The organism is Rahnella sp. Larv3_ips (assembly GCF_003697865.1).
GTDB lineage: Bacteria > Pseudomonadota > Gammaproteobacteria > Enterobacterales > Enterobacteriaceae > Rahnella > Rahnella rivi.
The window spans coordinates 20,522-43,125 of sequence record NZ_MJIB01000007.1 but is presented as its reverse complement, the minus strand read 5'-3'; the positions used below and the strand labels follow the sequence as shown (position 1 = coordinate 43,125).

The following is a 22,604-nucleotide window of genomic DNA, read 5'->3' as shown; positions in this document are numbered from 1 at the left end:
CATGAATACCCGTCTGTTTTTCTTCGCATTCTTTTTTACCTTCCCCTGATTGGGAGGCGTTTCGTCGCGAAAGAATGAATGCGAAGACGAACAATAAAGCCTCCTGAAAAGGGGGCTTTTTTTATGCCTGCGTTTTACACATTTTGCTGAAAGAAAGAACATCTAAAAGGGTAACAACATGACCGAGAACTCATTGCTGGCACTGCGCGAACGCATCAGCGCATTAGATCTGAAACTGCTGGCCCTGCTGGCAGAGCGACGCACAATGGCGATAGAAGTCGCGCAATCTAAAATGCACTCTCACCGCCCTATCCGCGATAAAGAACGTGAAGCAGAACTGATTAACACTTTGATTCAGGAAGGAAAAAAACAAGGACTGGACGGACATTACATCACCCGCGTTTATCAGCTGATCATTGAAGATTCTGTGCTGACGCAGCAGGCTCTATTGCAGCAACATCTGAATAAAACCCCTTCTGATTCCGCCCGTGTTGCCTTCCTCGGCCCTAAAGGATCCTACTCCCATCTTGCAGCACGTCAGTTCGCCGCCCGTCATTTCGATCAATTCATCGAATGTGGCTGCCAGAAATTCCAGGATATCTTCTCTCAGGTCGAAACCGGCCAGGCCGATTACGCCGTGTTGCCGATCGAAAACACCAGTTCCGGCTCAATCAACGACGTTTACGATTTGCTGCAACACACCAGCCTTTCGATTGTGGGTGAACTGACTAACCCAATCAATCACTGCGTGCTGGTAGCGACCGACACTGACTTGTCGCAAATCCAGACCGTTTACAGCCATCCGCAGCCGTTCCAGCAATGCAGCCAGTTCATTAACCGCTTCCCGCACTGGAAAATTGAATATTGCGAAAGCACTGCAGCGGCAATGGAAAAAGTGGCGGCCGCCAATTCTCCACACGTTGCCGCGCTCGGCAGCGAAGCGGGTGGTGCGTTGTATCAGTTACAGGTTCTGGAACATAACCTGGCTAATCAGCAGGAAAATATTACCCGTTTCATCGTGCTGGCCCGCAAAGCGATTGAAGTGACAGATCAGGTTCCGGCCAAAACCACGCTCATCATGGCGACCGGGCAACAGGCGGGTGCGCTGGTGAACGCGCTGCTGGTGCTGCGTGAACAAGGCATCATCATGACCAAGCTGGAGTCACGCCCGATCAACGGCAATCCGTGGGAAGAGATGTTTTACATTGATGTACAGGCCAACCTGCGTTCAGACGAGATGAAAAAAGCGCTGAAGGATCTGGCGCCGATCACCCGCTCGTTGAAAGTGCTCGGCTGTTATCCAAGCGAAAACGTCGTCTCCGTCGATCTGTAATTACGCAAATAAAAAGGGCGCTGCACGGATGCAACGCCCTTTTCTTTCATCATGGATAACTTACTTGCGGTTGTCGTTTGCTTGTCTCAGCAATGCGCCACTTTCCTTGAGGAAACGCGGGGCATAATCGCCAAACCAGTTTTCAACCTTTCTGAATTTATCGATAAATGCTTGTTTATCGCCATTTTCCAGCAACGCTAACGCATCACCAAAACGCTGGTAGTAACGTTTTATCAGCGCCAGATTGCTTTCTGACGACATAATAATATCCGCATACAGTTGCGGATCCTGCGCAAACAGCCTTCCGACCATGGCCAGTTCGAGACGATAAATCGGCGAAGACAGCGCCAGCAACTGCTCAATCTGAACATTCTCTTCGGAAAGATGCAGGCCGTACGCAAAGGTCGCAAAGTGTCGTAATGCCTGAATAAAGGCCATGTTCTGATCGTGTTCGACGGCACTTATCTTGTGCAAACGCGCGCCCCAAACCTGCAACTGCTCCAGCAACCACTGGTACGCCTGCGGTTCGCGACCATCGCAATACACGACAACCTGTTTTGCCAGACTGCTGACATCCGGGCCGAACATCGGGTGCAGGCCCAGCACCGGGCCTTCGTGCACCGCCAGCATCGCCTGTAACGGGCGGTTTTTCACTGATGCCAGATCCACCAGAATACAGTCTTCAGGCAACTTCGGCAGACGGGCAATGACCTGTTCCGTCAAATGGATCGGCACACTGACAATCACCATACCGGCATCGGCAAGCAGCGTGTCTGCCTGCGGCCAGTCTTCCTGCTCAAGGATTTTGACCTGATAACCCGACAACTCCAGCAGACGGGTAAATAACCGCCCCATCTGACCGCCACCGCCGATAATCACCACCGGGCGCAATTCAGGATGCAGCGTTTTAAAACCTTTGTCGTTTTCGCTTGAGTAGGACTCACGCATCACACGGCGCAATACATCTTCGATCAGATCGGGCGGAACGCCCAGGTTCTGCGCCTCCTGACGACGTGAAGCCAGCATCGCTGCTTCACGTTCAGGCACATAGATCGGCAAACCATAACGGCTTTTGACTTCCCCGACTTCTGCCACCAGCGCCAGACGCCGTGATAAGAGATCCAACAACGCTTTATCTACGTCGTCGATCTGATCGCGCAACGCGTTAAGTTCTGCCACCATAAAAACTTACTCTCCTGCGATTCGTGCCGCCAGCGCGTCGCCCAGTTCCTGATGCATGGTGCGCAGCAGGGTTTCCGTGGTTTCCCAGTTAATGCAGGCGTCCGTGACAGACACGCCGTATTTCATTTCTGAGCGCGGTTGTTCAGACGACTGGCTGCCTTCATTGAGATGGCTTTCCAGCATCAGGCCCGTAATAGAGCGGTTGCCTGCTTTAATCTGATCAATCACTGACTGAGCCACAACAGGCTGACGACGATAGTCTTTGTTTGAGTTGCCGTGACTGCAATCTATCATCAAGGAAGGATGGAGTCCCGCGTCGCTCATCTGTTTTTCACAAGCCTTAACGTCCTGCTCGCTGTAGTTTGGCGTCTTACCACCGCGCAAAATCACATGCCCATCAGGGTTACCCTGCGTTTGCAGCAGACAAACCTGCCCGGCCTGATTGATCCCCACAAAACGGTGCGCCATTTCTGCCGCACGCATAGCGTTAATCGCCGTACCCAGGCTGCCGTCAGTGCCATTTTTGAAACCTACCGGCATGGATAAACCCGATGCCATTTCACGGTGAGTCTGAGATTCCGTGGTACGCGCACCAATTGCCGACCAGCTGAACAGGTCGCCTAAGTATTGCGGGCTGTTAGGATCCAGTGCTTCAGTCGCCAGCGGCAAGCCCATGCCGACCAGTTGCAGCAGCAGGTTACGCGCAATGTGCAAACCCGCTTCCACATCAAAAGTGCCGTCCATGTGCGGATCGTTGATAAGCCCTTTCCAGCCCACGGTGGTACGCGGTTTTTCGAAGTACACGCGCATCACGATGTACAGGCGATCGCTTAATTCAGCCGCAAGCGTTTTCAGATGGCGCGCATAGTCCAGCGCAGCATCCAGATCGTGAATAGAGCATGGGCCACAAACCACCAGCAGACGAGGATCACGGCCATGCACGATATCCGCGATAGTTTTACGGGCTTCTGCAATGCTGGTTTCATCACTCACGCTCAACGGAAAACGATTTTTCAGCTCTTCCGGCGTGATAAGAATTTGTTCAGCAGTGATATGGACATTATTCAGGGCATCTTTTTGCATGATAGTGATTCGCTATTCAGGAAAATGGGCAGCCACTCAGGCATCTGCGGACAACATTAACACAGCGCGTAAAGTTATCAAGCCTTAGTTGTAAACTTAAGATTACCAATTGCCGGATATAAAACGAAAAGTGGAAATTAAAGTTTACATTATGTCGATTAATGACGAAGAGAGTGTACCGCCAGCATTACATGGCATTATTGCTTAACAGGGAAGTCACAACGAATGAGGGTAAAAAGAGAAGGATAGCGGCGGGAATAACACCGGCCACCTGCGGCAGCCGGGAGAAACGATTACAGGTTACGATCCAGAGTGATAAAGACCTGTCCAAGCGCAGAGACGTCATCAACGCTGCACTCAAAATGGCTGTCCTGACGCGTGACTTTCAGGCGGTTGCCGGGAATTCGCGCCACGTCATAAACGTCGACATCACCGTCGATATCCAGCAACCAGCGGCCATTGCCCGGATGAGTGCTGCCCATATCGATAATCCACGAGTCGTTGCCTTTAACAATATAAGCCGGATCAGCCAGTGAATCGTCCAGCAAGGAAGAGTCGGCGGTCCACAGACCTTCATCCTCCAGCGCCCCGCCTCGCAATCTCAACTTTCTAAGCTGGCGGACACCTTGCGTTGCCCCGGTTCCTGTAACGGCGGGATCCTGCATCGTGCCCTTACCCGTCGCCAGCCAGCGCAACGAAACACCCGTATCCAGCGCACAGGCCACGACCACATCACCGGGGAAATAATCTCTTCTCACCCAGGTACTTATCGTGCCAGACGACAAACCATACAGATCACCCAACTCTTTCTGCATGCTAAAGCCATACGCCTGAAGCATGCGCGACAGTACGGCTTTTCCTCCTTCGAGTTCATCTAATTGCATCTGGCGAAAACCCCTGGGCTTGTAAATACCAACTTGACAACTCGCAAATGCAAGTTTAGATTGTTTATGTAATATACCGAACCCCGTCATGATACCAAATTTACGGCGTGGGGGGAGGATCAGTAAGAAATCTCGCCATAACGTTAAAGACAGTCAATGAGGAGTCGCGATGTTTTTAGGAACAGAGCAACAGCGCCAGACGGGCTTACGTCACATTGCCCATCTGAAAGACACCCATTTCTCTGATAAGAGAAATAAGGTCGAAAACATATTTGATAATGCCCCTGATAAATGGAAAACCACATTGTGTTTTCATGCCGGTCTTAAACGCCGCCATGTTCATCTTCCGTATGCCGATATGACGTCCGATGAACAATTAAAAATAATTCAGGCTTTATTATCACTACGTCATTTTTCATCATTATTAAGAGGAGATTTTTACTGATGGCAGACTGGATAGATGAATCACAAGAACACCAGCTCCGGTTACTGGAAGAACAGATTGCAAAGGTAACCCAAACACGGCACGGCGCATCAGCCCTCTTCTGTGAAGACTGTGACACGCCCATCCCGGAACAGCGACGAAGCGCAATATACGGTGTCCGGCGTTGTATTGAATGTCAGGAAATTAATGAAATTAAAAGCAGGAATTATCGCCCGATATAATTAATTCATCGTCTGTTATTTCAATAAAGTTTTATCCTGAAATATTCATTTTCGGGAGCGGCATTCTATTACTTTTATGACGGAATTAACGCCATGCCTGATAATATAAGAGCAAGGATTTTCCCTGCCTCACCTCCTGCCATTAATGGCACAACGGATAAACCCTTTCAGGGTTTATGGTGGTGGAATGCGCCGCGACCGGCGATGACGTGCCCTCTCGAAAAACCGCTGACACGGGATTTCTGCCAGCGCCAGCATGCTGCACTTTCACTTATCGCCACCCTGCCGCGCTGCCTGCGCACGCCCTTGCAGCAGCGTTATCAGTTTTTGCTTAACACCAAAGGCGTCCGTCCTGCCTTTCACTTTCTGATGACGGTGTTCATGCAGCGTCTCTGGCCACGCATACAGCGGGTTAATGAACGCCATCAGTATTCGCGATATATCTCGCAAAAGCATCTTGCCGCAGAAGAGACGTTTAACCGTTTACCTGATTTGAATGACAACAGCCTGAAACGTCTGGCGAATCAACTGGCGATTGCCATGCAGGATGCCTGTGAGTATCAGTGTGAAAAGTGGCTGAAAAGCCGCCCCGCAGAACCGGACATTCTGCTGAGAGACAGCACACAAAATAAAATTTATGGTCACCTTGCCGCGATGGCGCGCGCCTGTCGCGTTCAGCCGCTTTACTGGCGCGCCTTTAAAAATGGCCGGTTAACAGCCCATACCGCCGTCGCCAGCATGTTACGTCTGGTCAGCGGCGACTGGTGGGAGAAACAATTACGTGCGCAGCAGCGTCTGTGGCGGGAAGCCCTGATGATTGCCTGTGGTTACGTGAGCCGTGCCACGTCGCCTTACGCCAGCAAAAATGCCATTCGCGATGTGGTATCACGTCGTCTGTCGGCGCTGAATTATCTTCGGCAGTGCGATATCGAAAATATCCAGTCGGGAGAAAAGCTGAGTCTGCTGGACACAGTTTTAGCCAGTATTTCCAATCCAAAACTGCGCCGCATGGAGCTCATGACCCTGATTGCCGGCGTCGAGGACGTTGCGGATCAGCAACAGGATCGCGGGTTGTTCATTACCCTGACCACGCCTTCAAAATATCATCCGATGAAAACCACCGGCCCGCACTCTGCCCCGCAGTTTAACCATAAATGGGATGCGCAGGCGTTTACGCCGAAAGATGCGCAGCGTTACCTGGTCGCTGTCTGGGCGAAAATCCGCACCACGTTCAAAGACCGAAATCTGAAGGTCTACGGCGTACGGGTCGTGGAACCCCATCACGACGGCACGCCGCACTGGCACATGATGCTGTTTACGCCACCGGCGCAGCAGCAAAAAGTCATCGACGTCATGCGCAAATACGCCCTTGAGGAAGACGCGCAGGAGCCGGGTGCCGACGTGTCGCGTTTCAATTGCAAGCCGCTCAACCGGGGAGGAGCGGCAGGATACATTGCCAAATATGTGGCTAAAAATATCGACGGTTACGCGCTGGAAGGTGAAACCGATTTTGATTCGGGTCGTCCGCTGACTGACGTCGCCACTTCCGTCACGGCCTGGGCATCCACATGGCGGATCCCGCAGTTTCACGCCATCGGGATCCCCTCCGTAGGCGCATACCGTGAGTGTCGCCGCATTCGCCATATCAGCCTTGCCTGCCAGTTTGATACGCGGGTCGAAGCCGTACGCTGCGCGGCTGATAGCGGCGACTATGCCGCTTACATTCATGCGCAGGGCGGCATTCATATCGGGCGAAAAGATCACACCGTACGGGTCGCCCGCCAGCAGACCGATGAACTGAATGTCTATGGCGAACCCCAAAATAAAGTCGTGGGTATCTACGCCCCGCATCTTGGTGCTTCGCACATTTTCCCCACTCACACGGAACGCTGGCGAATCGTCCGCCGCCGGTCCTCTTCACCTGAAAGATCACAGGCAATACCGGCATTGTGCCCGCCTTGGAGTTCTGTCAATAACTGTGGATCGCTGGCTTCGCCCTTAAAGCTGTTATCTATACAAAGTCCGAGCCAATAAAAATTAATCCGTAAATTCAATGAATTGTATTTTTTAAAATGCGCAGAGTGTTGACGTATTAGCTCAATTAAAGAATACTGTATATAAACACAGTATCTGGCGAGGGGAGAAAATGGAAAACCTGACTAAACAACAGCTAACGTTGTCCAGGATACAACTGATCGCAGACATTTCGCAGACGGCGCAGTGCAATCCAAAAGAATTTCTGGTCGTGATGTCACTGATATCGGAACTGGCCAGCCAGGCTCTGACGGACGAACATCAGGATGCACTCTTCTGTAACGGGAGCACTGACGACGCCCACTGATCGCCAGAGACTACGGGCGGTGTTTGTCACATACCCGGCGCTTACCCTTCCCCTTTCAGGCCGGACTAAGCGCCCCGCCATTTTCGTCCATCCCCCTTTCTTGTTGTGCCAATAGTTTCACAACCCCCTTACGTTGCCGCCTTCCTCTCTCTTGCGCAGACTGAAATCACCTTCTGACGATTTCATTCACCCGCGGAGAACCCCCATGAAACTTTACGCAGAACAGGGCGACACAGTGGATTCCATGTGCTGGCGTTATTACGGCCGAACCGCTGTTGTTGTCGAGAAAGTCTATGCGGCGAACAAAGGCATTGCCGATCTGGGCGCATTGTTACCCCACGGCACTGCCATCGACATGCCAGATGTCGCGGAGCAACCCCAGCAGGAAATACTCAAATTATGGGACTGAATACCGAACGCATCAGCTCAGCCTGCGCATATTTCATCGCCACGTCACTGACCTGGCTGGCGGGTATCACCTCGCAGGACATTGCCTTTCTGATTGGATCCGCCGTCGGTATCGGCACCTTTTTAGTTAACTGGTACTACCGGCGCAAAAGCTTTCAGCTGCTGGCACGCAACGGTCTGAACAAAGACACCTATGAAAACCTCAACTCTTAAACGCTGCAGCGCCGCGGTGGTGTTAGGGCTGATGGCGGCACTGCCAGGCTACACGTCATTACAGGTTTCGGAAGAAGGTTTACGGCTGATCACCGATTTTGAAGGCTGTCAGCTGCAACCCTATCAGTGCAGCGCTGGCGTATGGACCAGCGGTATCGGCCACACGGCAGGAGTGAAGCCGGCGCAGGAGATAACCGAACATCAGGCCGCTGAAAACCTGCTGGCAGATATTCAGCGAACCGAGCGCGTCCTCAAAAAATGCATGCCGGGCGTGATGCCGCAGCCGGTTTTTGATGCCGTGGTGTCATTCAGTTTTAACGTCGGCACCGGAGCTGCGTGTCAGTCAACACTGGCGTTTTTCATCAACAAGCAACAATGGCAACAAGCCTGTGACCAGCTGCCACGCTGGGTTTTCGTCAACGGTGACCGCAACCGGGGTCTGGAACGCCGGCGAAACGCCGAACGTGCTCTCTGCCTGAAAGGGGTCTGAATGCGCATATTACTGGTCATTCTGACCGCCATGTTTTTGCTGATCGTCATCCTGCTGCTTTCCAATCGCTCACTACAGCACGATCTCAACCACGCCGCTCAGCAACGCGACGCGCTGGCGATTTCACTGCAACAACGTGAGCAGACGATCACTGCGCTGAACCAACAAATGCGCCAGCGCGAACAGGCTGAACTGGCATTACGCGAAGACCTGAGTTCCGCCCGGCAAATAATGCAAACCCGCGAACAGCAAAGACAAAGGAGCCTTCATGTTAATGCGCAAAACCGTCAGTGGGCTGACGGCGGGCTGCCTGCTGATATTAGCCGGTTGCACCAGCGCCCCGCCTTCAGCTCCGCCAGCGATTATTTACGTTGGCTGTCCGGCGGTCAGCGCCTGCCCGATTCCGGCCAGCCATCCCGTCACTAACCAGGATCTGAGCGCCGACATTCTTCAGCTGGAATCTGCGCTGATGGACTGCGGCTTACAAATTGAAGCCATCAAAAAGTGTCAGGAGGCACAACATGCAAAAACCGATTCAGTTGCAACAACGGCTGATTGAACAGATCCCGCTGCTTGCAGCCGCACCTGAAAAACTGGTGCTCGCCACCGGCCCCGGCAAGGTGGTCGCCACATCAGCGCCGTCGCTTTCTTTTGAATACCGCTATCCGCTGACGCTGACCTTTACAGACGACGCACTCAGCGAAACCCTGGTTGATTTGGCCGTGGTCACCGTTCTCGACTGGCTGCAGGTTAATCAGCCTGAAATTCTTGGCAACGCCCTGCACCGGCTGAATGATTTCACGTTCACTCAGCAGGCGGGCAGCCTGGTGCTGACGCTGCAACTGACCGAGCGCGTGCAGGTTTCCGATACAGGTGATGTTCGCACCATCACTCACCTGCCTGAACCGCCGCTGCCGGAAAACGTGGCGCTGCCGCGTCAGGTTTATCTTAACGGAGAACTGATCAGCAGCTGGACGGTGTGACCCGATAAACCTTGTTGTGTCAGCCGCGGCCGAACGGCCACCGGTTGTCGCTCAACCCCCTGAAACGGCATCCTTTATCCCATGAATACGACTCTTCAACTCAACGACATAATGCGACTGATTGGCAATCTGGTGCGCATCGGTAACGTCTCAGAACTGGATCTGGCTAACGCCCGCTGCCGCGTCGCGACGGGCAGCAACGTGACGGCCTGGCTGCCGTGGATGACGCACCGCGCAGGCCGCACGCGCAGCTGGTGGGCGCCCTCTGTCGGCGAACAGGTGTTGCTGCTCTCGATGGGCGGTGAACTGAATACGGCATTCGTCTTACCGGCTGTTTTTTCGGATGCCTCGCCCGCACCTTCGGCTTCGGCGGATGCCCTTCATCTGGCCTTTCCGGACGGCGCCATTTTTGAATACGAACCGGCAAGCGGCGCGCTAAAAGTCACCGGCGTCAAAACGGCGGTGATCAATGCATCGCAGAACGTGGAGGTCACAGCACCGGAAATCCGCTGCACCGCCAGTACGCGCATCACTCTGGATACGCCGGAAGTGGTTTGCACCAGCAAGCTGACCACCGGCTCACTCGAGGTCAAACAAGGCGGCACGCTGACCGGCAATGTAATTCACAGCGGCGGCAGCCTGACATCCAACGGCATTATTGTGCACACCCACCGCCACAGCGGCGTCCAGACCGGCGGTGGCCAGACAGGAGGCCCGCAATGAGCAAACCTAAATACCTGGGAATGGACAGAAACAGCGGCACGGCAATTGAAGATCTCGACCATATCCGCCAGTCCGTGAGCGACATTTTGACTACACCGGTGGGTTCCCGTGTGATGCGCCGCCATTACGGCTCGCTGCTTTCTGAACTGATTGACCAGCCGCAAAACGGCGCGTTGCGGCTGCAAATGACCGCAATTTGCTACACCGCGCTGTTGCAGTGGGAGCCCCGCATCTCACTGAATGCCATCACTTTCGACTCCGATTACACCGGCAAGATGGTGGTGGAACTGACCGGAAGCCGTACCGATACGGCGACGGATTTCTCCCTGAACATTCCTGTGAGCTGACACTTATGGCAACGATCGATTTGAGCCAGTTACCGGCCCCCGATGTGGTCGAACAACTGGATTATGAAAGCCTGCTTGAAGAACGTAAAACGACGCTGATCTCCCTATACCCGGCCGACCAGCAGGAAGCTATCAGCCGCACGCTGACACTGGAATCCGAACCGCTGGTCAAGCTGTTGCAGGAGAACGCCTACCGCGAACTGATCCTGCGCCAGCGCGTCAACGAATCCGCAAGGGCGGTGATGGTGGCGTATGCGACGGGCAGTGATTTGGATCAGCTGGCGGCAAACAATGGCGTACAGCGACTGGTACTGACGCCTGCGGATAACACCAAAGTTCCACCCGTCCCGGCGGTCATGGAAAGTGATGCCGACTTCCGAACGCGCATCCCGCAGGCCTTTGAAGGAATGAGCGTCGCCGGTCCTTCCGGCTCTTACGAATTCCACGGCCTGTCAGCCGATGGGCGGGTAGCGGATATTTCGGTTATCAGCCCGTCCCCCGCGAATGTCACCATTTCCGTGCTGTCACGCGAAGCCAATGGCATCGCTCCGGAAGATTTATTGGCCAAGGTGCGCATCGCATTAAACGACGAAAATGTTAGGCCAATAGCCGACCGGGTTCTGGTTCAGTCGGCCAGCGTGGTGCCGTATGAAATTGACGCCACGCTATACCTGTATCCGGGGCCTGAGTCTGAACCTATCACCCTCGCAGCCGAAGAAAAGCTGAAATCTTATATCAGCGATCAGCACCGCCTCGGACGTGACATTCGGCTATCTGCCATCTATGCCGCATTGCACGTAGAAGGCGTCCAGCGTGTGGAACTTGCTAAACCCGCCGCAGATATTGTGCTCGACAGTACACAAGCTTCTTACTGTACAAACTACGTCATTACCGTCGGAGGCTCCGATGAGTAACAGGTTGCTACCCAGTGGTTCCTCCGCGCTGGAACTGGCAGCCGCAGAAGCCTGCGCTGAACTGGCCCGTGTAAATGTTCCGCTGAAAACGTTATGGGATCCGCAAACCTGCCCGGCCAACTTTTTGCCCTATCTGGCATGGGCGCTGTCTGTCGACCGATGGGACAGTGAATGGCCTACGACGACAAAGCGCAGCGTGATTCAGTCCGCCTGGTTCATCCATCAGCACAAAGGCACCATCAGCGCTATCAAACGCGTGGTCGAGCCACTGGGTTATGTCATTAAGGTCACAGAATGGTGGGAAACCGATGATCCACCGGGCACTTTCAAACTCGATATCGGCGTCCTCGATTCCGGTATTGATGAAGCTATGTACAAAGAAATGGAACGCCTGATTGATGATGCGAAGCCTGCCAGCCGTCACCTAATCGGGCTGACAATTACCCAGGATATTCCCGGCACCGTTTATCTTGCCGCGGCAATGTATGACGCAGAAATACTCACAGTTTATCCGGACTGATAAGGAATCTTATGAGCAAATTTAAATCCGTCGTCACTACCCTCGGGCAGGCGCGCATCGCGTCAGCCATCGCAAGTGGAAAAGACGTCAATATTACCCAGCTGGCCGTCGGTGACGGTAATGGCAGCGCGACTGAACCCTCTATGGGGCAGACGGCACTGGTCCATGAAACCTACCGCCTGAAGCTGAACTCCATCAAAATCGATAATAAAAATGCCAACTGGATTATTGCTGAAGCCATTATCCCGGCAGAAATCGGCGGTTTCTGGATTCGTGAAATGGGGTTATTTTCCGCAGAAGGTGAACTGATTGCCGTCAGTAATATGGCCGACAGCTATAAACCTACGCTCGAAGAAGGTTCCGGCCGGACACAAACCCTGCGCATGGTGTTAACCGTCACAGATACCGATGCGGTCAGCCTGACCATTGATGACACCCTGATTATTGCGACCGAAGAATACGTTAATAATTTGCTGGCAGAACACGAAGCCTCACGGCATCACCCCGACGGTACGCTTACCGCGAAAGGTTTCGTTCAGCTGAGCAACGCGGTGGACAGCACCAGTGAAATTCTGGCAGCAACGCCGAAGGCAGTAAAAACGTCTTACGACCTGGCGAAATCTGCGAATGATAATGCTAACGGGCGCTTACCCGCAGGCGGAACTGCTGTTGCAGCGGCCAAGCTGGCGACGGCAAGGAAAATAGCAGGAGTGGCATTTGATGGGACGGCGGATATCTCGCTTAATGCATCTAACATTGGACTCGGAAATGTAGGCAATTACCAGGCAGTCCAGGCTGGCGGTGGATTAAATTACGTGGAAAATCACAGAATTTATATTGACTGGGGTAAAGGCGATAAACTTTATGCGACCGTGGATAATGTGAGTCAGGGTGTTATTTACACGGGGAAAAATCCACCGACTCCTGGGGAAGTAGGTGCCTATCCGTCTACAGGAGGAAATGTATCCGGTTATGTAAATGCACAATTCTTAGGTGCAAATGGATTGCCGAATCCAGGTTTAGGGCAAGGCACATATATTGGCTGGAATGAAAGTAATGGGCAGGGTGAATCAAGTTTTGTAAATAATAAGGGCGGTGGTTCTGGAGGATTTAATTTCAGAATAGTCAATTACCAAAACAGCGTACAAACAGGTCAAGTTACTATCTCTGGCACCGGCAACCTTAATACATCAGGAATACTGAGTGAGGCAGGGCAACGTGTTTATAGCCCTAACAATCCACCACCATCAGGTGTAACCCGAACAGGAAATTATTCCGCTTATTACTCACATTCAAACGGTCAGATATTTTTGCAATCTATAGGTGGTATTAATTCAAATTCTAGTACTAATCCAGATGTAACTATTACTCTGCCTGCGACATTCCCAACGGGAATAATTGCAATCAGCGGCTCCTATACTGGTACCGGCGGTAAGGACTCAAGCAGTTGGTGGACAGCTACACCTGTTGGGAATAATCAAATCAAGCTTCATACAACCAATTGCAGCGGAAGTTGGGCATTCATAGTGGCGGGGTATTAATGATGAGCAACTATTATTTTAGTTCTAAAAAATGCGGATTTTATCCCTCATCTTTAAAGTCAGCCTATGAAGCATCCCCTGAAGGATGGCCAGATGATGGTATTCCTGTAAGCGATGACGATTATTACGCTCTTTTTGCCGGACAAAAAAAAGGGCAAATAATAACATCGGACAGTGAAGGACGTCCGTCGCTATCCGCACCTGCAGCTTTAACCCGGGAACAATTCGTTCTTATAGCGCAAGAAAAACTTACCACTCAATTAGTATTAGCTGCAAAAGCAATCTTGCCGCTGCAAGATTCTGTCGATCTTGATATTGCAACAGAATCAGAGTTGCTTCTTCTCAAAGACTGGAAAACCTACCGTGTCGCTCTGAACCGCCTGGATCTTTCAACCGCCCCTGACATCACCTGGCCTGAAATTCCGGCCTGACTTAAGCCCCTCCGGGGGCTTTTTTATTATCTAATCCCCCCTCTGTTGTGCCACCGCCCCCACGCCCCTGATCGAATGCGCTTTTTGTTGTGAACCGGCATCCTTGCTTCACCACCCACAACAGAGAGAGTCACCCTGATGGCTGATTATCATCACGGCGTACGTGTCGTTGAAATCAACGACGGCACCCGCGTTATTTCTACCGTTTCCACCGCAATTATCGGCATGGTTTGTACCGCAGAAGATGCGGATGCCACTGTATTTCCTCTCAACACGCCGGTTCTTATCACTGACGTTCTGGCGGCCAGCGGGAAAGCCGGGACCAGCGGGACGTTGCGTGCTGCGCTTCTGGCGATTGCTGACCAGTGTAAACCGGTCACCGTCGTGGTACGTGTTGCCACTGGCGATGACGAGGCCGCGACCACCAGCAATATCATTGGCGGTTCTGATGCCAATGGCCGTTACACCGGCATGAAGGCACTGCTTTCTGCGCAGGCAGAACTGGGCGTGAAACCGCGTATTCTGGGCGTCCCTGGGCTGGATAATCAGGCTGTCGCAACCGCGCTGGCAGCCGTTTGCCAGCAGCTGCGTGCCTTCGGTTATATCAGCGCTTACGGCGCAAAAACGCTTTCCGATGCAATCAAATACCGCGACAACTTCAGCCAGCGTGAACTGATGCTGATCTGGCCGGATTTTGTGAACTGGAATACGGCGACCAGCCAGTCTGATATTGCTTACGCCACTGCACGCGCTTTGGGCTTGCGCGCCAAAATCGACCAGGAAACCGGCTGGCATAAAACCCTGTCAAACGTGGGTGTGAACGGCGTGACCGGTCTGTCGGCCAGCGTGTTCTGGGATTTGCAGGCCAGTGGTACCGATGCAGACCTGCTGAACCAGGCGGGTGTGACGACGCTGGTGCGCAAAGACGGTTTCCGTTTCTGGGGCAACCGTACCTGCAGCGACGATTCACTGTTCATTTTCGAAAACTACACCCGTACCGCGCAAGTGCTGGCAGACACCATGGCCGAAGCGCATATGTGGGCGGTCGATAAACCGATGACCCCGACGCTGGTACGCGACATGATCGACGGCATCAAAGCCAAAATGCGTGAAATGAAATCAGCGGGTTACATCATTGATGGCGACTGCTGGTACGACGAAGCCGCAAACACAGCGGAAACACTGAAAGCCGGCAAATTGTATATCGACTACGACTACACCCCGGTTCCTCCGCTGGAAGACCTGACCTTGCGCCAGCGCATCACCGACTCTTATCTGGTGAACTTTGCCGCGTCCATCAACAGTTAAGGAGACAATGACTCATGGCACTTCCTAAAAAATTAAAATACCTGAACCTGTTCAACGACGGGAACAGCTACCTCGGCCTGGTTTCCTCACTCACCCTGCCGAAACTGACCCGCAAGCTGGAAAACTATCGCGGCGGCGGCATGAGCGGTTCAGTCGCGGTGGATTTCGGTCTGGATGACGATGCACTGACGCTGGAATGGTCTATCGGCGGTCTGGATGAACTGGTTCTGCAACAATGGGGCAGCGTTTCCGATATCCCGCTGCGCTTTGCCGGTTCCCTGCAACGCGACGATACCGGTGATGTGTCAGCGGTCGAAGTGATGATGCGTGGCCGTCACAAGGAGTTTGATTTTGGTGAATATAAGCAAGGTGAAGACACCGAAACCAAAGTCACCACCCAGTGCACCTACTTCAAACTGACTATCGACGGCAAGCAGCTGATTGAGATCGACACCGTCAATATGGTGGAAATCGTCAATGGCGTTGATCGCCTGGCGCAACACCGCACCGCGCTCGGCCTGTAATTCCCCCTCCCAGAGCCGGCAGAGATTGCCGGCTTCACTTGTGCTTAAACAGGAAAACGCATGAGCCAGACTGACAACAACAACACCGTGATTCTGGATGTGCCGCTAAAACGTGGCGACACCGACATTACTGAAATCCAGGTGACCAAACCGACGGCAGGCAGCCTGCGTGGCATCGGGCTTGCCGCGCTGGCGAATGCCGACGTCGATGCGCTGATCACGCTTTTGCCCCGCATCACTTATCCCAACCTGACCAAAGAAGAGTGCTCACGCCTCGAGCTTCCGGACCTGATTGCGCTGGCAGGCAAGGTGATTGGTTTTTTATCACCGAAACCGGCGGAGTAACGCTCTCCCCCCGCCTCACCGTGGATGATCTGATGGCTGACATCGCGGTGATTTTCCACTGGCCGCCGTCCGAAATGGACGGCATGTCGCTCACCGATCTGTTGAGCTGGCGCTATAAGGCATTGCAACGCAGCGGAGTAAAAACAGATGAGTAATGTCGAACAATTACCCACGACGTTGGGGAAAATAAATAAACAGCTGAAATCGCTGAAAGCGGCCACGGCGAACGCCTGGCAGACGTTTACCACCCTGCCGAAGAAAAGCTTATACAACGCGATGTCAGAAGACATCAGCGACGTTATCTGGGAACTCAGATCTTTAGATAATCAGTCACGCCCGCTGGCGCATTTCCTGAAACCGCATGTTGAACTGTCGGCGGGAGATCCGGAGTCAGTTAAACCCGCCAAACCGGTTAATCAATACGCGTCCGAACGCAGGAGCGCGGAAAGTATTTCGGCTGGGCGCCGGGCCGTTGTTGAGCAGAAAGGCATGGAACCTGGCGAGCAGTTTACGCATCGCGAGGAAATTATCGGGCAACTGAAATCGGCCAGCTCAGACGCCATCAGCTTCGCCCTGCCTCAGCTGGAACTGGCGAAAAACTTTCTCAAACCCGGCGCGGATCTGCAAGTCAGCCTTTCTGAGCTTCAGTCGGTGCTGGGCCTGCAAAAAGAAGATCCGCGCGTTGCGGCGTTGCGTCAGCAAAGTCTGTCGATGGCGACATCAGGTCATTCACCGGCGGACGTGGTGGCCGCGCAGAAAAAGTTAGCGGATAGCGGGCTCGATGCCACTCAGGTTCTGGCACAGACGCCGGGGGAACTCAACGGTTCAACGCCGGCGGCACAAACGGCCATCACCGTAAAAGGCGACAACCTGGATGGCGACATAACCAAACTCTTTGCCACCTGGGACACGCTGCGCATCAATCTCTTCGAAGGGCAAAGTGCGGCGCTGCGCGAACTCACACAAACCGCCACTCAATGGCTGACCACGCTCAATACCTGGGTCACCGATAATCCTCAACTGGTCAACGCGCTGCTCGGCATGGCGCTGGGGATCACCGGAGTGATTGGCGGGCTGGGTTCGCTCGGCATGGCCATCGCCCCGGTACTCAGCGGCGTCAACATGATGATGGCTGGCGCCGGATTGCTGGGCACCGTCTTCACCAGCACCGGTGGCGTGATCGCTGCCGCGTTTACCGCTATCGGATTGCCGCTATTGCCGGTCATCGCGTTGATTGCAGGGATCGGGATTGCGGTGGTGAAACTCTGGGAGCCGATCAGCGCCTTCGTCAGCGGAATGATCGCCGGATTCAGTTCAGTCATGGGGCCGTTAAGTAATGCCTTTGCCCCCTTTAAATCGGCCCTCAGCTGGATTACCGATCTTCTGGCACCCATCAAATTCACTCAGGACGAACTGCGTGGCTACACCGATATCGGCAAAGCAGTCGGGGCAGCCATCGGTGAAATTTTCGTAACGCTGAATAAAGCCGTGTCTCAAATCGGTGAAGTATTTAACTGGGCGCGTAAAAGTGTCGATTCCGTGCTTAACATTTTCAGCAGCGACAATGACGAACAGACAGAAGCTCAAAATCCGCCTGCTGCGTTTAATCCCGCTTTATCGGCGACGGGCGGCACACTCAGCCTGTATCAACCGGCCAAAGCCAGCGTGGCGAATAGCCTGACGGATAATCGGACCACCACGATGAATGTCAGCTTCACGGCCACACCGGAAACGGATTACCAGCAAATTCAGAGCTTTATTACCCGGACGCTCAACGAGCGCGACTGGAATAACGAAAATGCGCAACACAGTGTGTTTGATAACGGAGGGTTCTACTCATGATGATGTCGCTGGGCTTATTTGTATTCAAATTAAGCTCCCTGCCCTATCAGAATATTAACCATCAGGTGAATTACAACTGGGGCGAAAATGCTCGTTTTGGTCAGCGGGCGGTTTCACAGTTTCTCGGTTTGGGTCAGGAGAAGTTGACGCTGAAGGGTCAGCTGTTACCGGAGCTCACCGGGGGAGTGCGGTATCTGCAGGCATTGCAAAGTATGGCGGACTCGGGCCGCGCGTGGCCTCTTATTGAAGGTACCGGCACCATTTATGGCATGTTTATCATTGAGAGTCTGGTCAAGGACAGCGGCGAATTCAATACCCGCGGTCAGGCGCGCACTATTACTTTTACCCTCAACTTAAAACGCGTCGATGAATCCCAGGCGGCAATGTTTGGCGATCTCCTCGCTCAGGCCGAGGGCTTATATAACAAGGCGAGTTCGGCAGTCAGCAGTGTTATCGCAGGAGTCTAAACCATGCTTACGGATCTTCAGTTGCCCGCCGGCGCACGCATCGCCCCGGTGTTTACCCTAAAGATAAAAAATAAGGTCCTGGAAGAGAATATCACTGAGCGGGTGATCAATCTGACGGTGACTGATTACAGTGGCTTTGCTGCAGACACCCTGACGCTGACGTTTGACGACGGCGACCGGCAGCTGGAGATGCCCGCCAGAGGTACCGTTTTGCACCTGCATATGGGGTGGTCTAAACAGGCTTTATACGATTGTGGTTATTTTACGGTGGACACCGTCACCCATTCCGGAAGCCCTGACAGAATCGCCGTCACTGCCCGCAGCGCAGATTTTCGTGGCTCATTTGAAACCAAGCGGAGTCAGTCTTATGACGACTATACGCTGGGCGCGATCGTCAGAATTATCGCGAGCCGCAATAATTTCCCTCTGCCGGTTATCGATCAGGATCTCGATAATATTCCGATCCCGCATATTGATCAGACGGATGAAAACGATGGCTACTTTCTCACACGACTGGCACAAAACTACGGAGCCCAGGCCACGGTCAAAAATGGCTCGATCCTGTTTTTTAAACCTTTTACTGGCCGGACAGCATCCGGGCAGGCGTTGCCATGGAACACGCTGGTGCGCAGCGATGGTGATTCCCACACGTTTAAACTGGTTGATACGCTTGCCTATGAGAGCGTAAAAGCCCAGTGGCATGATGTGAAGAAAGCAGCAACGACGAGCGTAGCGCTGAAACGCACATCCACGCAGACTTCAAACTCGCAAAAGCAACATCCTGCATCGGTAACGCCGTCAGCAGAATTGAATACGCCGGCCAAAGAGGAGACAAAAAGCTATATCGCAGGGTCAGGTAATAAAGTTCTGCTGCTGACGACCCTGTATCCCGATGAACAATCTGCCAGGCGTGCAGCGGATTCTGTCTTCAATCGAATCCAGACAGAATCTTCAACTTTCAGCATAAAACTGGCGCTGGGGCGCGCCGATCTCAGCGCACAAATGCCGGTGACCGTGCAGGGTTTCAAGGATGTCATAGACCGCCAGCGGTGGGTGATTAACTCTGTCGTGCATAATCTCAATGAGAAAGGATTCACCACCACCTTGAATTTGAAGGTTTACACCGCGGATATTACTTATCAGTCATCCACATCGGCATTATAAACTTGCTTTTGCAAGTTAATAGATTCATAATCACCTCATCGCCTAACTGTCATGCCGGAGGTTTTTATGATGCATTGCCCGCTTTGTGGAAAAGTTGCCCACACACGTTCAAGCCGTTATCTGAGTGAATCAACCAAAGAACGGTATCATCAGTGTCAGAATATTCAGTGCAGTTGCACGTTTGCCACACATGAGTCCGTCGCCAGGGTTATCTCTAAACCCGGCGGAAACCAGCCATCTGCGGCATAGTCAATTTGTCGTCACTGATGCAAAAAAAGGGGTTAGCCGATGGCTAACCCCTTGTTCTATATTAACTAGTAGATGTCGCGTTAGCGATACCTTAGTTAAGACGCTTTTAAGGCGACATATTGAATTACATAGCTTTTTATTATTATTCAGTAAGTTAAATCAATACTTAACGCAATGAAATGCAGTGTTATGCAACCTCCGCCGCCACTTTGCCGCCATTTTTGAAAGCTAACGGATTCAAGTTTATCGCCTCTTCCAGGTGGTCTGGAGCAAAGTGTGCATAGCGCATTGTTTCACGAATATTGGCATGACCGAGTATGCGCTGAAGCACCAATATATTGCCGCCGTTCATCATGAAATGAGATGCAAAAGTGTGTCGTAAGACATGCGTTTTTTGCCCTTCTGGTAGTTCGATATCTGTAAGGGCTAACGCCTTTTTAAACTCTTGATAGCATGGTTTGAACATCTTACCCTGCATCACTTTTAGTTCATCATACAGCCAGTCTGCTATCGGGACGGTTCGGTTTTTCTTACCCTTGGTTTTGAAAAACGTCAGTTTATTCGGTGACAACTGAGAACGACTCAGCCCTTCGGCCTCACTCCAGCGCGCTCCTGTTGCTAAGCAAATCTTGACAATACAAGTTAGGTTTTCTTTTCCATAGCGTTCACATGCTGCAATCAGTTCCTTGATCTGCGCGTCTGTGAGCCAGGACATTTCCTTTTCTTCTTCTTTAAACGTTCGCACACCATCCAGCGGATTCGGAAGCGACCATTCACCCAATCGCTTTAGCTCGTTGAACATAGCATCAAGATACTGTTGCTCTCTATTCACTGTTATCGGTTTGGCAATCCATTTCTCTGGATTCTCATGATAACCATTGCTGATTTCTCCCCGCAGGCGCTTACCTCGATATGTTGACCAATCTTTAGCTGTTACCTGTGAGGCAATTGGATCCTTAAGACCGTTACAAATAATATGTAACTTCCCCATGCGAGACTTGCCAGCAGAAAGCGTCTGACCGTGAAGCTTATCCCAAAGCTCAATTAGTTCACTGAGCTTACGCCGATCCGCCTTCTCACCGAGCCACGGCTTATTCTTGGCTTCTTCCAGAGTGTAAGTTTCAAAAGCTACGGCCTCTCCCTTTGTGGCAAAAGTCTTGCGCAGGCGCTTTTTATCGCGTCCGTTCGGATAACATTCAACAAGCCATAATCCTGAGGGGAGTTTTCTTACAGTCATTTCTGTTTACCATCTGAGGAAGCCAGGAACACATCTGATGCGTGTCTTTTACTATTGAAAGCCCGCATTAAAAGGCTTTCAATATAATCAGCGGTTTTGGACGTGTTGTTATTTATTAGTATACAAGCGGGTTTTGGACAAAAGAGTTACTTTGGATTCATCCGGTTGAAGCTTTCCAGCTTCATCGCATGTTGTACGAGGAGATTCGAAAGCATATCCCGAATAGCTAAACTTATTCAGAATGTGTACTTCCTTCGTATTTTTTAAATATGCGGAATTATTGCTATTCATCCAGGCCGGAGAGCACACACCCAAGATTGCATTATCATATATATCAGGCGTTATTGAGGCTTCATTTAATACAACTGTAATGATGCCACGGTCATCACTTATAGATATAGGTTGCATATCATTTAGAGATTTCTGTAATTCTGTTAAGTTCGCTGATTTCGCAAACGTTCCAAATGATGATAGTGCCATTAATGCAACTATTGTCCTTTTCATGAAGATTCCTTAAAAATGTATTTCTGTAGTAGTAGCGATCAACCCAATGGCTTTTAACTCATTGGATAAGCACTGAAATTCTGTTGACTCATTTTTAACTTTTAATTTATTACCAGGTAAACGAGAAATATTATAAACATCGATATTTCCATCTAAATCTATAAGCCATTTACCATTGGCGATGTTATTAACAGCCAAGTCCGCGAGCCAAATATAACGGCCTGAAAAAATAAATGCTGGCGAACTTATGCCGGGTGGCAGCATGGATGATGCCGTGCTCACGGTTCCGGAGGCTTTCAACTGACCGGCAGTTAACTGATATTTATTAATACTCTGCGCTGACGGTGTTTCTGGTGCATGGCTTACCGAAACCTCTATCTGCTGCTGAGGTTTCGGTGACGATTGACCTGTCGCCAACCAATACAGTGGGACTCCAGTATCTAGGGCACAAGTGATAACTACCTCACCAGGGAAAAAATCTCGCCGTATCCAGGTACTGATGGTTCCTGATGAAAGGTGGAAATAATCACCGAGTTCTGTCTGAGTTTTAAAACCATAGGCGTCCATTATTCGCCGAATAAGCTCTTTGCCACCAGATGCTTTTAAAAGGTTTTCACGTAGTTCACTGCCACGCAGACCCTGGCTATCCCTCACCAAATTTCTTGCACCTGCAAGATTCCCATTCACCAGCCAATTGAGATCCACGCCCGTTGTTATGGCGCAATCAATGATTGATTTACCAGGAACGCTACCTCGTTGCTGCCAGTTACTTACAGCATTCGCAGGTATTTCTAATTTTTCAGCCAATTCCTTTTGAGTCTTAACCCCATAAGAAATAAGCATTCTTTCAATAATCGCGCTTGAGCTATCGAGGTTTTCTTTCATATACCGCCCTAAAACACACA

The 22,604-nt window shown here is 51.8% G+C and carries 32 protein-coding genes and 1 other annotated feature; of the genes, 26 read left to right on the top strand and 6 right to left on the bottom strand.

The window, feature by feature from the left end; translation table 11 throughout:
• Window positions 1-125 (top strand) — a sequence feature (Phe leader region).
• On the top strand, window positions 2-49 hold the full coding sequence (locus ED901_RS25620; RefSeq protein WP_369794779.1) for a hypothetical protein: 48 nt from the start codon (window positions 2-4) through the stop codon (window positions 47-49). It overlaps the preceding feature by 48 nt.
• Before the next feature lie 53 nt (window positions 126-178).
• Window positions 179-1,333, top strand: coding sequence for a bifunctional chorismate mutase/prephenate dehydratase (pheA, locus tag ED901_RS13140; RefSeq protein ID WP_056772712.1), 1,155 nt, complete (start codon window positions 179-181; stop codon window positions 1,331-1,333).
• A gap of 60 nt (window positions 1,334-1,393) precedes the next feature.
• On the opposite strand, the gene tyrA is transcribed toward pheA, so the two are convergent.
• From tyrA to ED901_RS13125, 3 genes are all read right to left on the bottom strand, one after another.
• Window positions 1,394-2,515, bottom strand: a complete 1,122-nt coding sequence (gene tyrA / locus ED901_RS13135; protein WP_056772715.1) for a bifunctional chorismate mutase/prephenate dehydrogenase — start codon at window positions 2,513-2,515, stop codon at window positions 1,394-1,396.
• 6 nt (window positions 2,516-2,521) lie between these two features.
• Complete coding sequence (locus ED901_RS13130) at window positions 2,522-3,598, bottom strand: 3-deoxy-7-phosphoheptulonate synthase (protein WP_056772717.1); 1,077 nt, start codon at window positions 3,596-3,598, stop codon at window positions 2,522-2,524.
• Window positions 3,599-3,891: 293 nt separating this feature from the next.
• Window positions 3,892-4,482 (bottom strand): phage repressor protein CI, encoded by a 591-nt coding sequence (locus ED901_RS13125; protein ID WP_122096175.1) that lies wholly within the window; start codon window positions 4,480-4,482, stop codon window positions 3,892-3,894.
• Between the two features lie 169 nt (window positions 4,483-4,651).
• On the opposite strand from ED901_RS13125, the gene ED901_RS13120 reads away from it, so the two are divergent.
• The 24 genes from ED901_RS13120 (at window position 4,652) to ED901_RS13010 (ending at window position 19,958) form a co-directional block, all read left to right on the top strand.
• Entirely contained in the window at window positions 4,652-4,927 is a 276-nt protein-coding gene (locus ED901_RS13120; protein ID WP_072158066.1) for a DUF5347 family protein, read from the top strand.
• Window positions 4,927-5,148 (top strand): TraR/DksA family transcriptional regulator, encoded by a 222-nt coding sequence (locus ED901_RS13115; protein WP_122096174.1) that lies wholly within the window; start codon window positions 4,927-4,929, stop codon window positions 5,146-5,148. Before ED901_RS13120 ends, ED901_RS13115 begins: the two co-directional genes overlap by 1 nt.
• Window positions 5,149-5,241: 93 nt before the next feature.
• Entirely contained in the window at window positions 5,242-7,182 is a 1,941-nt protein-coding gene (locus ED901_RS13110; RefSeq protein WP_122096173.1) for a replication endonuclease, read from the top strand.
• Between the two features lie 112 nt (window positions 7,183-7,294).
• Complete coding sequence (locus ED901_RS13105; RefSeq protein WP_122096172.1) at window positions 7,295-7,489, top strand: hypothetical protein; 195 nt, start codon at window positions 7,295-7,297, stop codon at window positions 7,487-7,489.
• A gap of 205 nt (window positions 7,490-7,694) precedes the next feature.
• On the top strand, window positions 7,695-7,898 hold the full coding sequence (locus tag ED901_RS13100; RefSeq protein ID WP_056772730.1) for a tail protein X: 204 nt from the start codon (window positions 7,695-7,697) through the stop codon (window positions 7,896-7,898).
• Window positions 7,889-8,110, top strand: a complete 222-nt coding sequence (locus ED901_RS13095; RefSeq protein ID WP_056772733.1) for an HP1 family phage holin — start codon at window positions 7,889-7,891, stop codon at window positions 8,108-8,110. The genes ED901_RS13100 and ED901_RS13095 overlap by 10 nt, the downstream gene beginning before the upstream one ends.
• Window positions 8,091-8,600: a lysozyme gene (locus ED901_RS13090; RefSeq protein WP_122096171.1), complete on the top strand. Its 510-nt coding sequence runs from the start codon at window positions 8,091-8,093 to the stop codon at window positions 8,598-8,600. The genes ED901_RS13095 and ED901_RS13090 overlap by 20 nt, the downstream gene beginning before the upstream one ends.
• Window positions 8,601-9,026 (top strand): Rz-like lysis system protein LysB, encoded by a 426-nt coding sequence (gene lysB / locus ED901_RS13085; protein WP_122096170.1) that lies wholly within the window; start codon window positions 8,601-8,603, stop codon window positions 9,024-9,026. It begins immediately after the preceding gene.
• Window positions 8,911-9,159, top strand: coding sequence for an Rz1-like lysis system protein LysC (gene lysC / locus ED901_RS25400; protein ID WP_240993928.1), 249 nt, complete (start codon window positions 8,911-8,913; stop codon window positions 9,157-9,159). The genes lysB and lysC overlap by 116 nt, the downstream gene beginning before the upstream one ends.
• The gene (locus ED901_RS13080) at window positions 9,122-9,583 is read left to right on the top strand and encodes a phage tail protein (RefSeq protein ID WP_122096169.1); all 462 of its coding nucleotides are present in this window, start codon (window positions 9,122-9,124) and stop codon (window positions 9,581-9,583) included. The genes lysC and ED901_RS13080 overlap by 38 nt, the downstream gene beginning before the upstream one ends.
• 81 nt (window positions 9,584-9,664) lie before the next feature.
• Window positions 9,665-10,306 (top strand): phage baseplate assembly protein V, encoded by a 642-nt coding sequence (locus tag ED901_RS13075; RefSeq protein WP_122096168.1) that lies wholly within the window; start codon window positions 9,665-9,667, stop codon window positions 10,304-10,306.
• Window positions 10,303-10,653 (top strand): GPW/gp25 family protein, encoded by a 351-nt coding sequence (locus ED901_RS13070; protein ID WP_056772748.1) that lies wholly within the window; start codon window positions 10,303-10,305, stop codon window positions 10,651-10,653. Before ED901_RS13075 ends, ED901_RS13070 begins: the two co-directional genes overlap by 4 nt.
• A gap of 5 nt (window positions 10,654-10,658) precedes the next feature.
• Window positions 10,659-11,567 carry a baseplate assembly protein gene (locus tag ED901_RS13065; protein WP_122096167.1) on the top strand — a complete coding sequence of 303 codons (909 nt, stop codon included), beginning with the start codon at window positions 10,659-10,661 and terminating at the stop codon, window positions 11,565-11,567.
• Complete coding sequence (locus ED901_RS13060; RefSeq protein WP_122096166.1) at window positions 11,560-12,087, top strand: phage tail protein I; 528 nt, start codon at window positions 11,560-11,562, stop codon at window positions 12,085-12,087. The genes ED901_RS13065 and ED901_RS13060 overlap by 8 nt, the downstream gene beginning before the upstream one ends.
• A gap of 11 nt (window positions 12,088-12,098) precedes the next feature.
• Window positions 12,099-13,628, top strand: a complete 1,530-nt coding sequence (locus tag ED901_RS13055) for a phage tail protein (protein WP_122096165.1) — start codon at window positions 12,099-12,101, stop codon at window positions 13,626-13,628.
• On the top strand, window positions 13,628-14,059 hold the full coding sequence (locus ED901_RS13050; protein WP_122096164.1) for a tail fiber assembly protein: 432 nt from the start codon (window positions 13,628-13,630) through the stop codon (window positions 14,057-14,059). Before ED901_RS13055 ends, ED901_RS13050 begins: the two co-directional genes overlap by 1 nt.
• 138 nt (window positions 14,060-14,197) lie before the next feature.
• Window positions 14,198-15,367, top strand: a complete 1,170-nt coding sequence (locus ED901_RS13045) for a phage tail sheath protein (RefSeq protein ID WP_122096163.1) — start codon at window positions 14,198-14,200, stop codon at window positions 15,365-15,367.
• Between the two features lie 14 nt (window positions 15,368-15,381).
• On the top strand, window positions 15,382-15,891 hold the full coding sequence (locus ED901_RS13040) for a phage major tail tube protein (RefSeq protein WP_056772763.1): 510 nt from the start codon (window positions 15,382-15,384) through the stop codon (window positions 15,889-15,891).
• 60 nt (window positions 15,892-15,951) lie between these two features.
• The gene (locus ED901_RS13035; RefSeq protein WP_056772765.1) at window positions 15,952-16,236 is read left to right on the top strand and encodes a phage tail assembly protein; all 285 of its coding nucleotides are present in this window, start codon (window positions 15,952-15,954) and stop codon (window positions 16,234-16,236) included.
• Window positions 16,237-16,268: 32 nt separating this feature from the next.
• Window positions 16,269-16,391, top strand: coding sequence for a GpE family phage tail protein (locus ED901_RS13030; RefSeq protein ID WP_200930282.1), 123 nt, complete (start codon window positions 16,269-16,271; stop codon window positions 16,389-16,391).
• Window positions 16,384-18,078, top strand: coding sequence for a phage tail tape measure protein (locus tag ED901_RS13025; protein ID WP_122096162.1), 1,695 nt, complete (start codon window positions 16,384-16,386; stop codon window positions 18,076-18,078). The genes ED901_RS13030 and ED901_RS13025 overlap by 8 nt, the downstream gene beginning before the upstream one ends.
• Window positions 18,075-18,545, top strand: coding sequence for a phage tail protein (locus ED901_RS13020; protein WP_056772772.1), 471 nt, complete (start codon window positions 18,075-18,077; stop codon window positions 18,543-18,545). The genes ED901_RS13025 and ED901_RS13020 overlap by 4 nt, the downstream gene beginning before the upstream one ends.
• Before the next feature lie 21 nt (window positions 18,546-18,566).
• Entirely contained in the window at window positions 18,567-19,709 is a 1,143-nt protein-coding gene (locus ED901_RS13015; RefSeq protein WP_240993926.1) for a contractile injection system protein, VgrG/Pvc8 family, read from the top strand.
• Window positions 19,710-19,775: 66 nt separating this feature from the next.
• The gene (locus ED901_RS13010) at window positions 19,776-19,958 is read left to right on the top strand and encodes an ogr/Delta-like zinc finger family protein (RefSeq protein ID WP_072158068.1); all 183 of its coding nucleotides are present in this window, start codon (window positions 19,776-19,778) and stop codon (window positions 19,956-19,958) included.
• Window positions 19,959-20,145: 187 nt separating this feature from the next.
• Here ED901_RS13010 and ED901_RS13005 read toward each other — a convergent pair whose 3' ends face one another.
• From ED901_RS13005 to ED901_RS12995, 3 genes are all read right to left on the bottom strand, one after another.
• Window positions 20,146-21,195: a site-specific integrase gene (locus tag ED901_RS13005; protein ID WP_122096160.1), complete on the bottom strand. Its 1,050-nt coding sequence runs from the start codon at window positions 21,193-21,195 to the stop codon at window positions 20,146-20,148.
• A 108-nt stretch (window positions 21,196-21,303) separates the two neighbouring features.
• Window positions 21,304-21,699, bottom strand: a complete 396-nt coding sequence (locus tag ED901_RS13000) for a hypothetical protein (protein ID WP_122096159.1) — start codon at window positions 21,697-21,699, stop codon at window positions 21,304-21,306.
• Between the two features lie 9 nt (window positions 21,700-21,708).
• A complete protein-coding gene (locus ED901_RS12995) occupies window positions 21,709-22,584 on the bottom strand; it encodes a phage repressor protein CI (protein WP_122096158.1) in 876 nt (291 codons plus the stop codon).
• Between the last annotated feature and the right edge of the window lie 20 nt (window positions 22,585-22,604).

Coding starts and splice junctions, on each gene's coding strand:
- pheA (WP_056772712.1), top strand. CDS start 179: ATGACCGAGAACTCATTGCTGGCACTGCGCGAACGCATCAGCGCATTA.
- tyrA (WP_056772715.1), bottom strand. CDS start 2,515: ATGGTGGCAGAACTTAACGCGTTGCGCGATCAGATCGACGACGTAGAT.
- ED901_RS13130 (WP_056772717.1), bottom strand. CDS start 3,598: ATGCAAAAAGATGCCCTGAATAATGTCCATATCACTGCTGAACAAATT.
- ED901_RS13125 (WP_122096175.1), bottom strand. CDS start 4,482: ATGCAATTAGATGAACTCGAAGGAGGAAAAGCCGTACTGTCGCGCATG.
- ED901_RS13120 (WP_072158066.1), top strand. CDS start 4,652: ATGTTTTTAGGAACAGAGCAACAGCGCCAGACGGGCTTACGTCACATT.
- ED901_RS13115 (WP_122096174.1), top strand. CDS start 4,927: ATGGCAGACTGGATAGATGAATCACAAGAACACCAGCTCCGGTTACTG.
- ED901_RS13110 (WP_122096173.1), top strand. CDS start 5,242: ATGCCTGATAATATAAGAGCAAGGATTTTCCCTGCCTCACCTCCTGCC.
- ED901_RS13105 (WP_122096172.1), top strand. CDS start 7,295: ATGGAAAACCTGACTAAACAACAGCTAACGTTGTCCAGGATACAACTG.
- ED901_RS13100 (WP_056772730.1), top strand. CDS start 7,695: ATGAAACTTTACGCAGAACAGGGCGACACAGTGGATTCCATGTGCTGG.
- ED901_RS13095 (WP_056772733.1), top strand. CDS start 7,889: ATGGGACTGAATACCGAACGCATCAGCTCAGCCTGCGCATATTTCATC.
- ED901_RS13090 (WP_122096171.1), top strand. CDS start 8,091: ATGAAAACCTCAACTCTTAAACGCTGCAGCGCCGCGGTGGTGTTAGGG.
- lysB (WP_122096170.1), top strand. CDS start 8,601: ATGCGCATATTACTGGTCATTCTGACCGCCATGTTTTTGCTGATCGTC.
- ED901_RS13080 (WP_122096169.1), top strand. CDS start 9,122: ATGCAAAAACCGATTCAGTTGCAACAACGGCTGATTGAACAGATCCCG.
- ED901_RS13075 (WP_122096168.1), top strand. CDS start 9,665: ATGAATACGACTCTTCAACTCAACGACATAATGCGACTGATTGGCAAT.
- ED901_RS13070 (WP_056772748.1), top strand. CDS start 10,303: ATGAGCAAACCTAAATACCTGGGAATGGACAGAAACAGCGGCACGGCA.
- ED901_RS13065 (WP_122096167.1), top strand. CDS start 10,659: ATGGCAACGATCGATTTGAGCCAGTTACCGGCCCCCGATGTGGTCGAA.
- ED901_RS13060 (WP_122096166.1), top strand. CDS start 11,560: ATGAGTAACAGGTTGCTACCCAGTGGTTCCTCCGCGCTGGAACTGGCA.
- ED901_RS13055 (WP_122096165.1), top strand. CDS start 12,099: ATGAGCAAATTTAAATCCGTCGTCACTACCCTCGGGCAGGCGCGCATC.
- ED901_RS13050 (WP_122096164.1), top strand. CDS start 13,628: ATGATGAGCAACTATTATTTTAGTTCTAAAAAATGCGGATTTTATCCC.
- ED901_RS13045 (WP_122096163.1), top strand. CDS start 14,198: ATGGCTGATTATCATCACGGCGTACGTGTCGTTGAAATCAACGACGGC.
- ED901_RS13040 (WP_056772763.1), top strand. CDS start 15,382: ATGGCACTTCCTAAAAAATTAAAATACCTGAACCTGTTCAACGACGGG.
- ED901_RS13035 (WP_056772765.1), top strand. CDS start 15,952: ATGAGCCAGACTGACAACAACAACACCGTGATTCTGGATGTGCCGCTA.
- ED901_RS13030 (WP_200930282.1), top strand. CDS start 16,269: ATGGCTGACATCGCGGTGATTTTCCACTGGCCGCCGTCCGAAATGGAC.
- ED901_RS13025 (WP_122096162.1), top strand. CDS start 16,384: ATGAGTAATGTCGAACAATTACCCACGACGTTGGGGAAAATAAATAAA.
- ED901_RS13020 (WP_056772772.1), top strand. CDS start 18,075: ATGATGATGTCGCTGGGCTTATTTGTATTCAAATTAAGCTCCCTGCCC.
- ED901_RS13010 (WP_072158068.1), top strand. CDS start 19,776: ATGATGCATTGCCCGCTTTGTGGAAAAGTTGCCCACACACGTTCAAGC.
- ED901_RS13005 (WP_122096160.1), bottom strand. CDS start 21,195: ATGACTGTAAGAAAACTCCCCTCAGGATTATGGCTTGTTGAATGTTAT.
- ED901_RS13000 (WP_122096159.1), bottom strand. CDS start 21,699: ATGAAAAGGACAATAGTTGCATTAATGGCACTATCATCATTTGGAACG.
- ED901_RS12995 (WP_122096158.1), bottom strand. CDS start 22,584: ATGAAAGAAAACCTCGATAGCTCAAGCGCGATTATTGAAAGAATGCTT.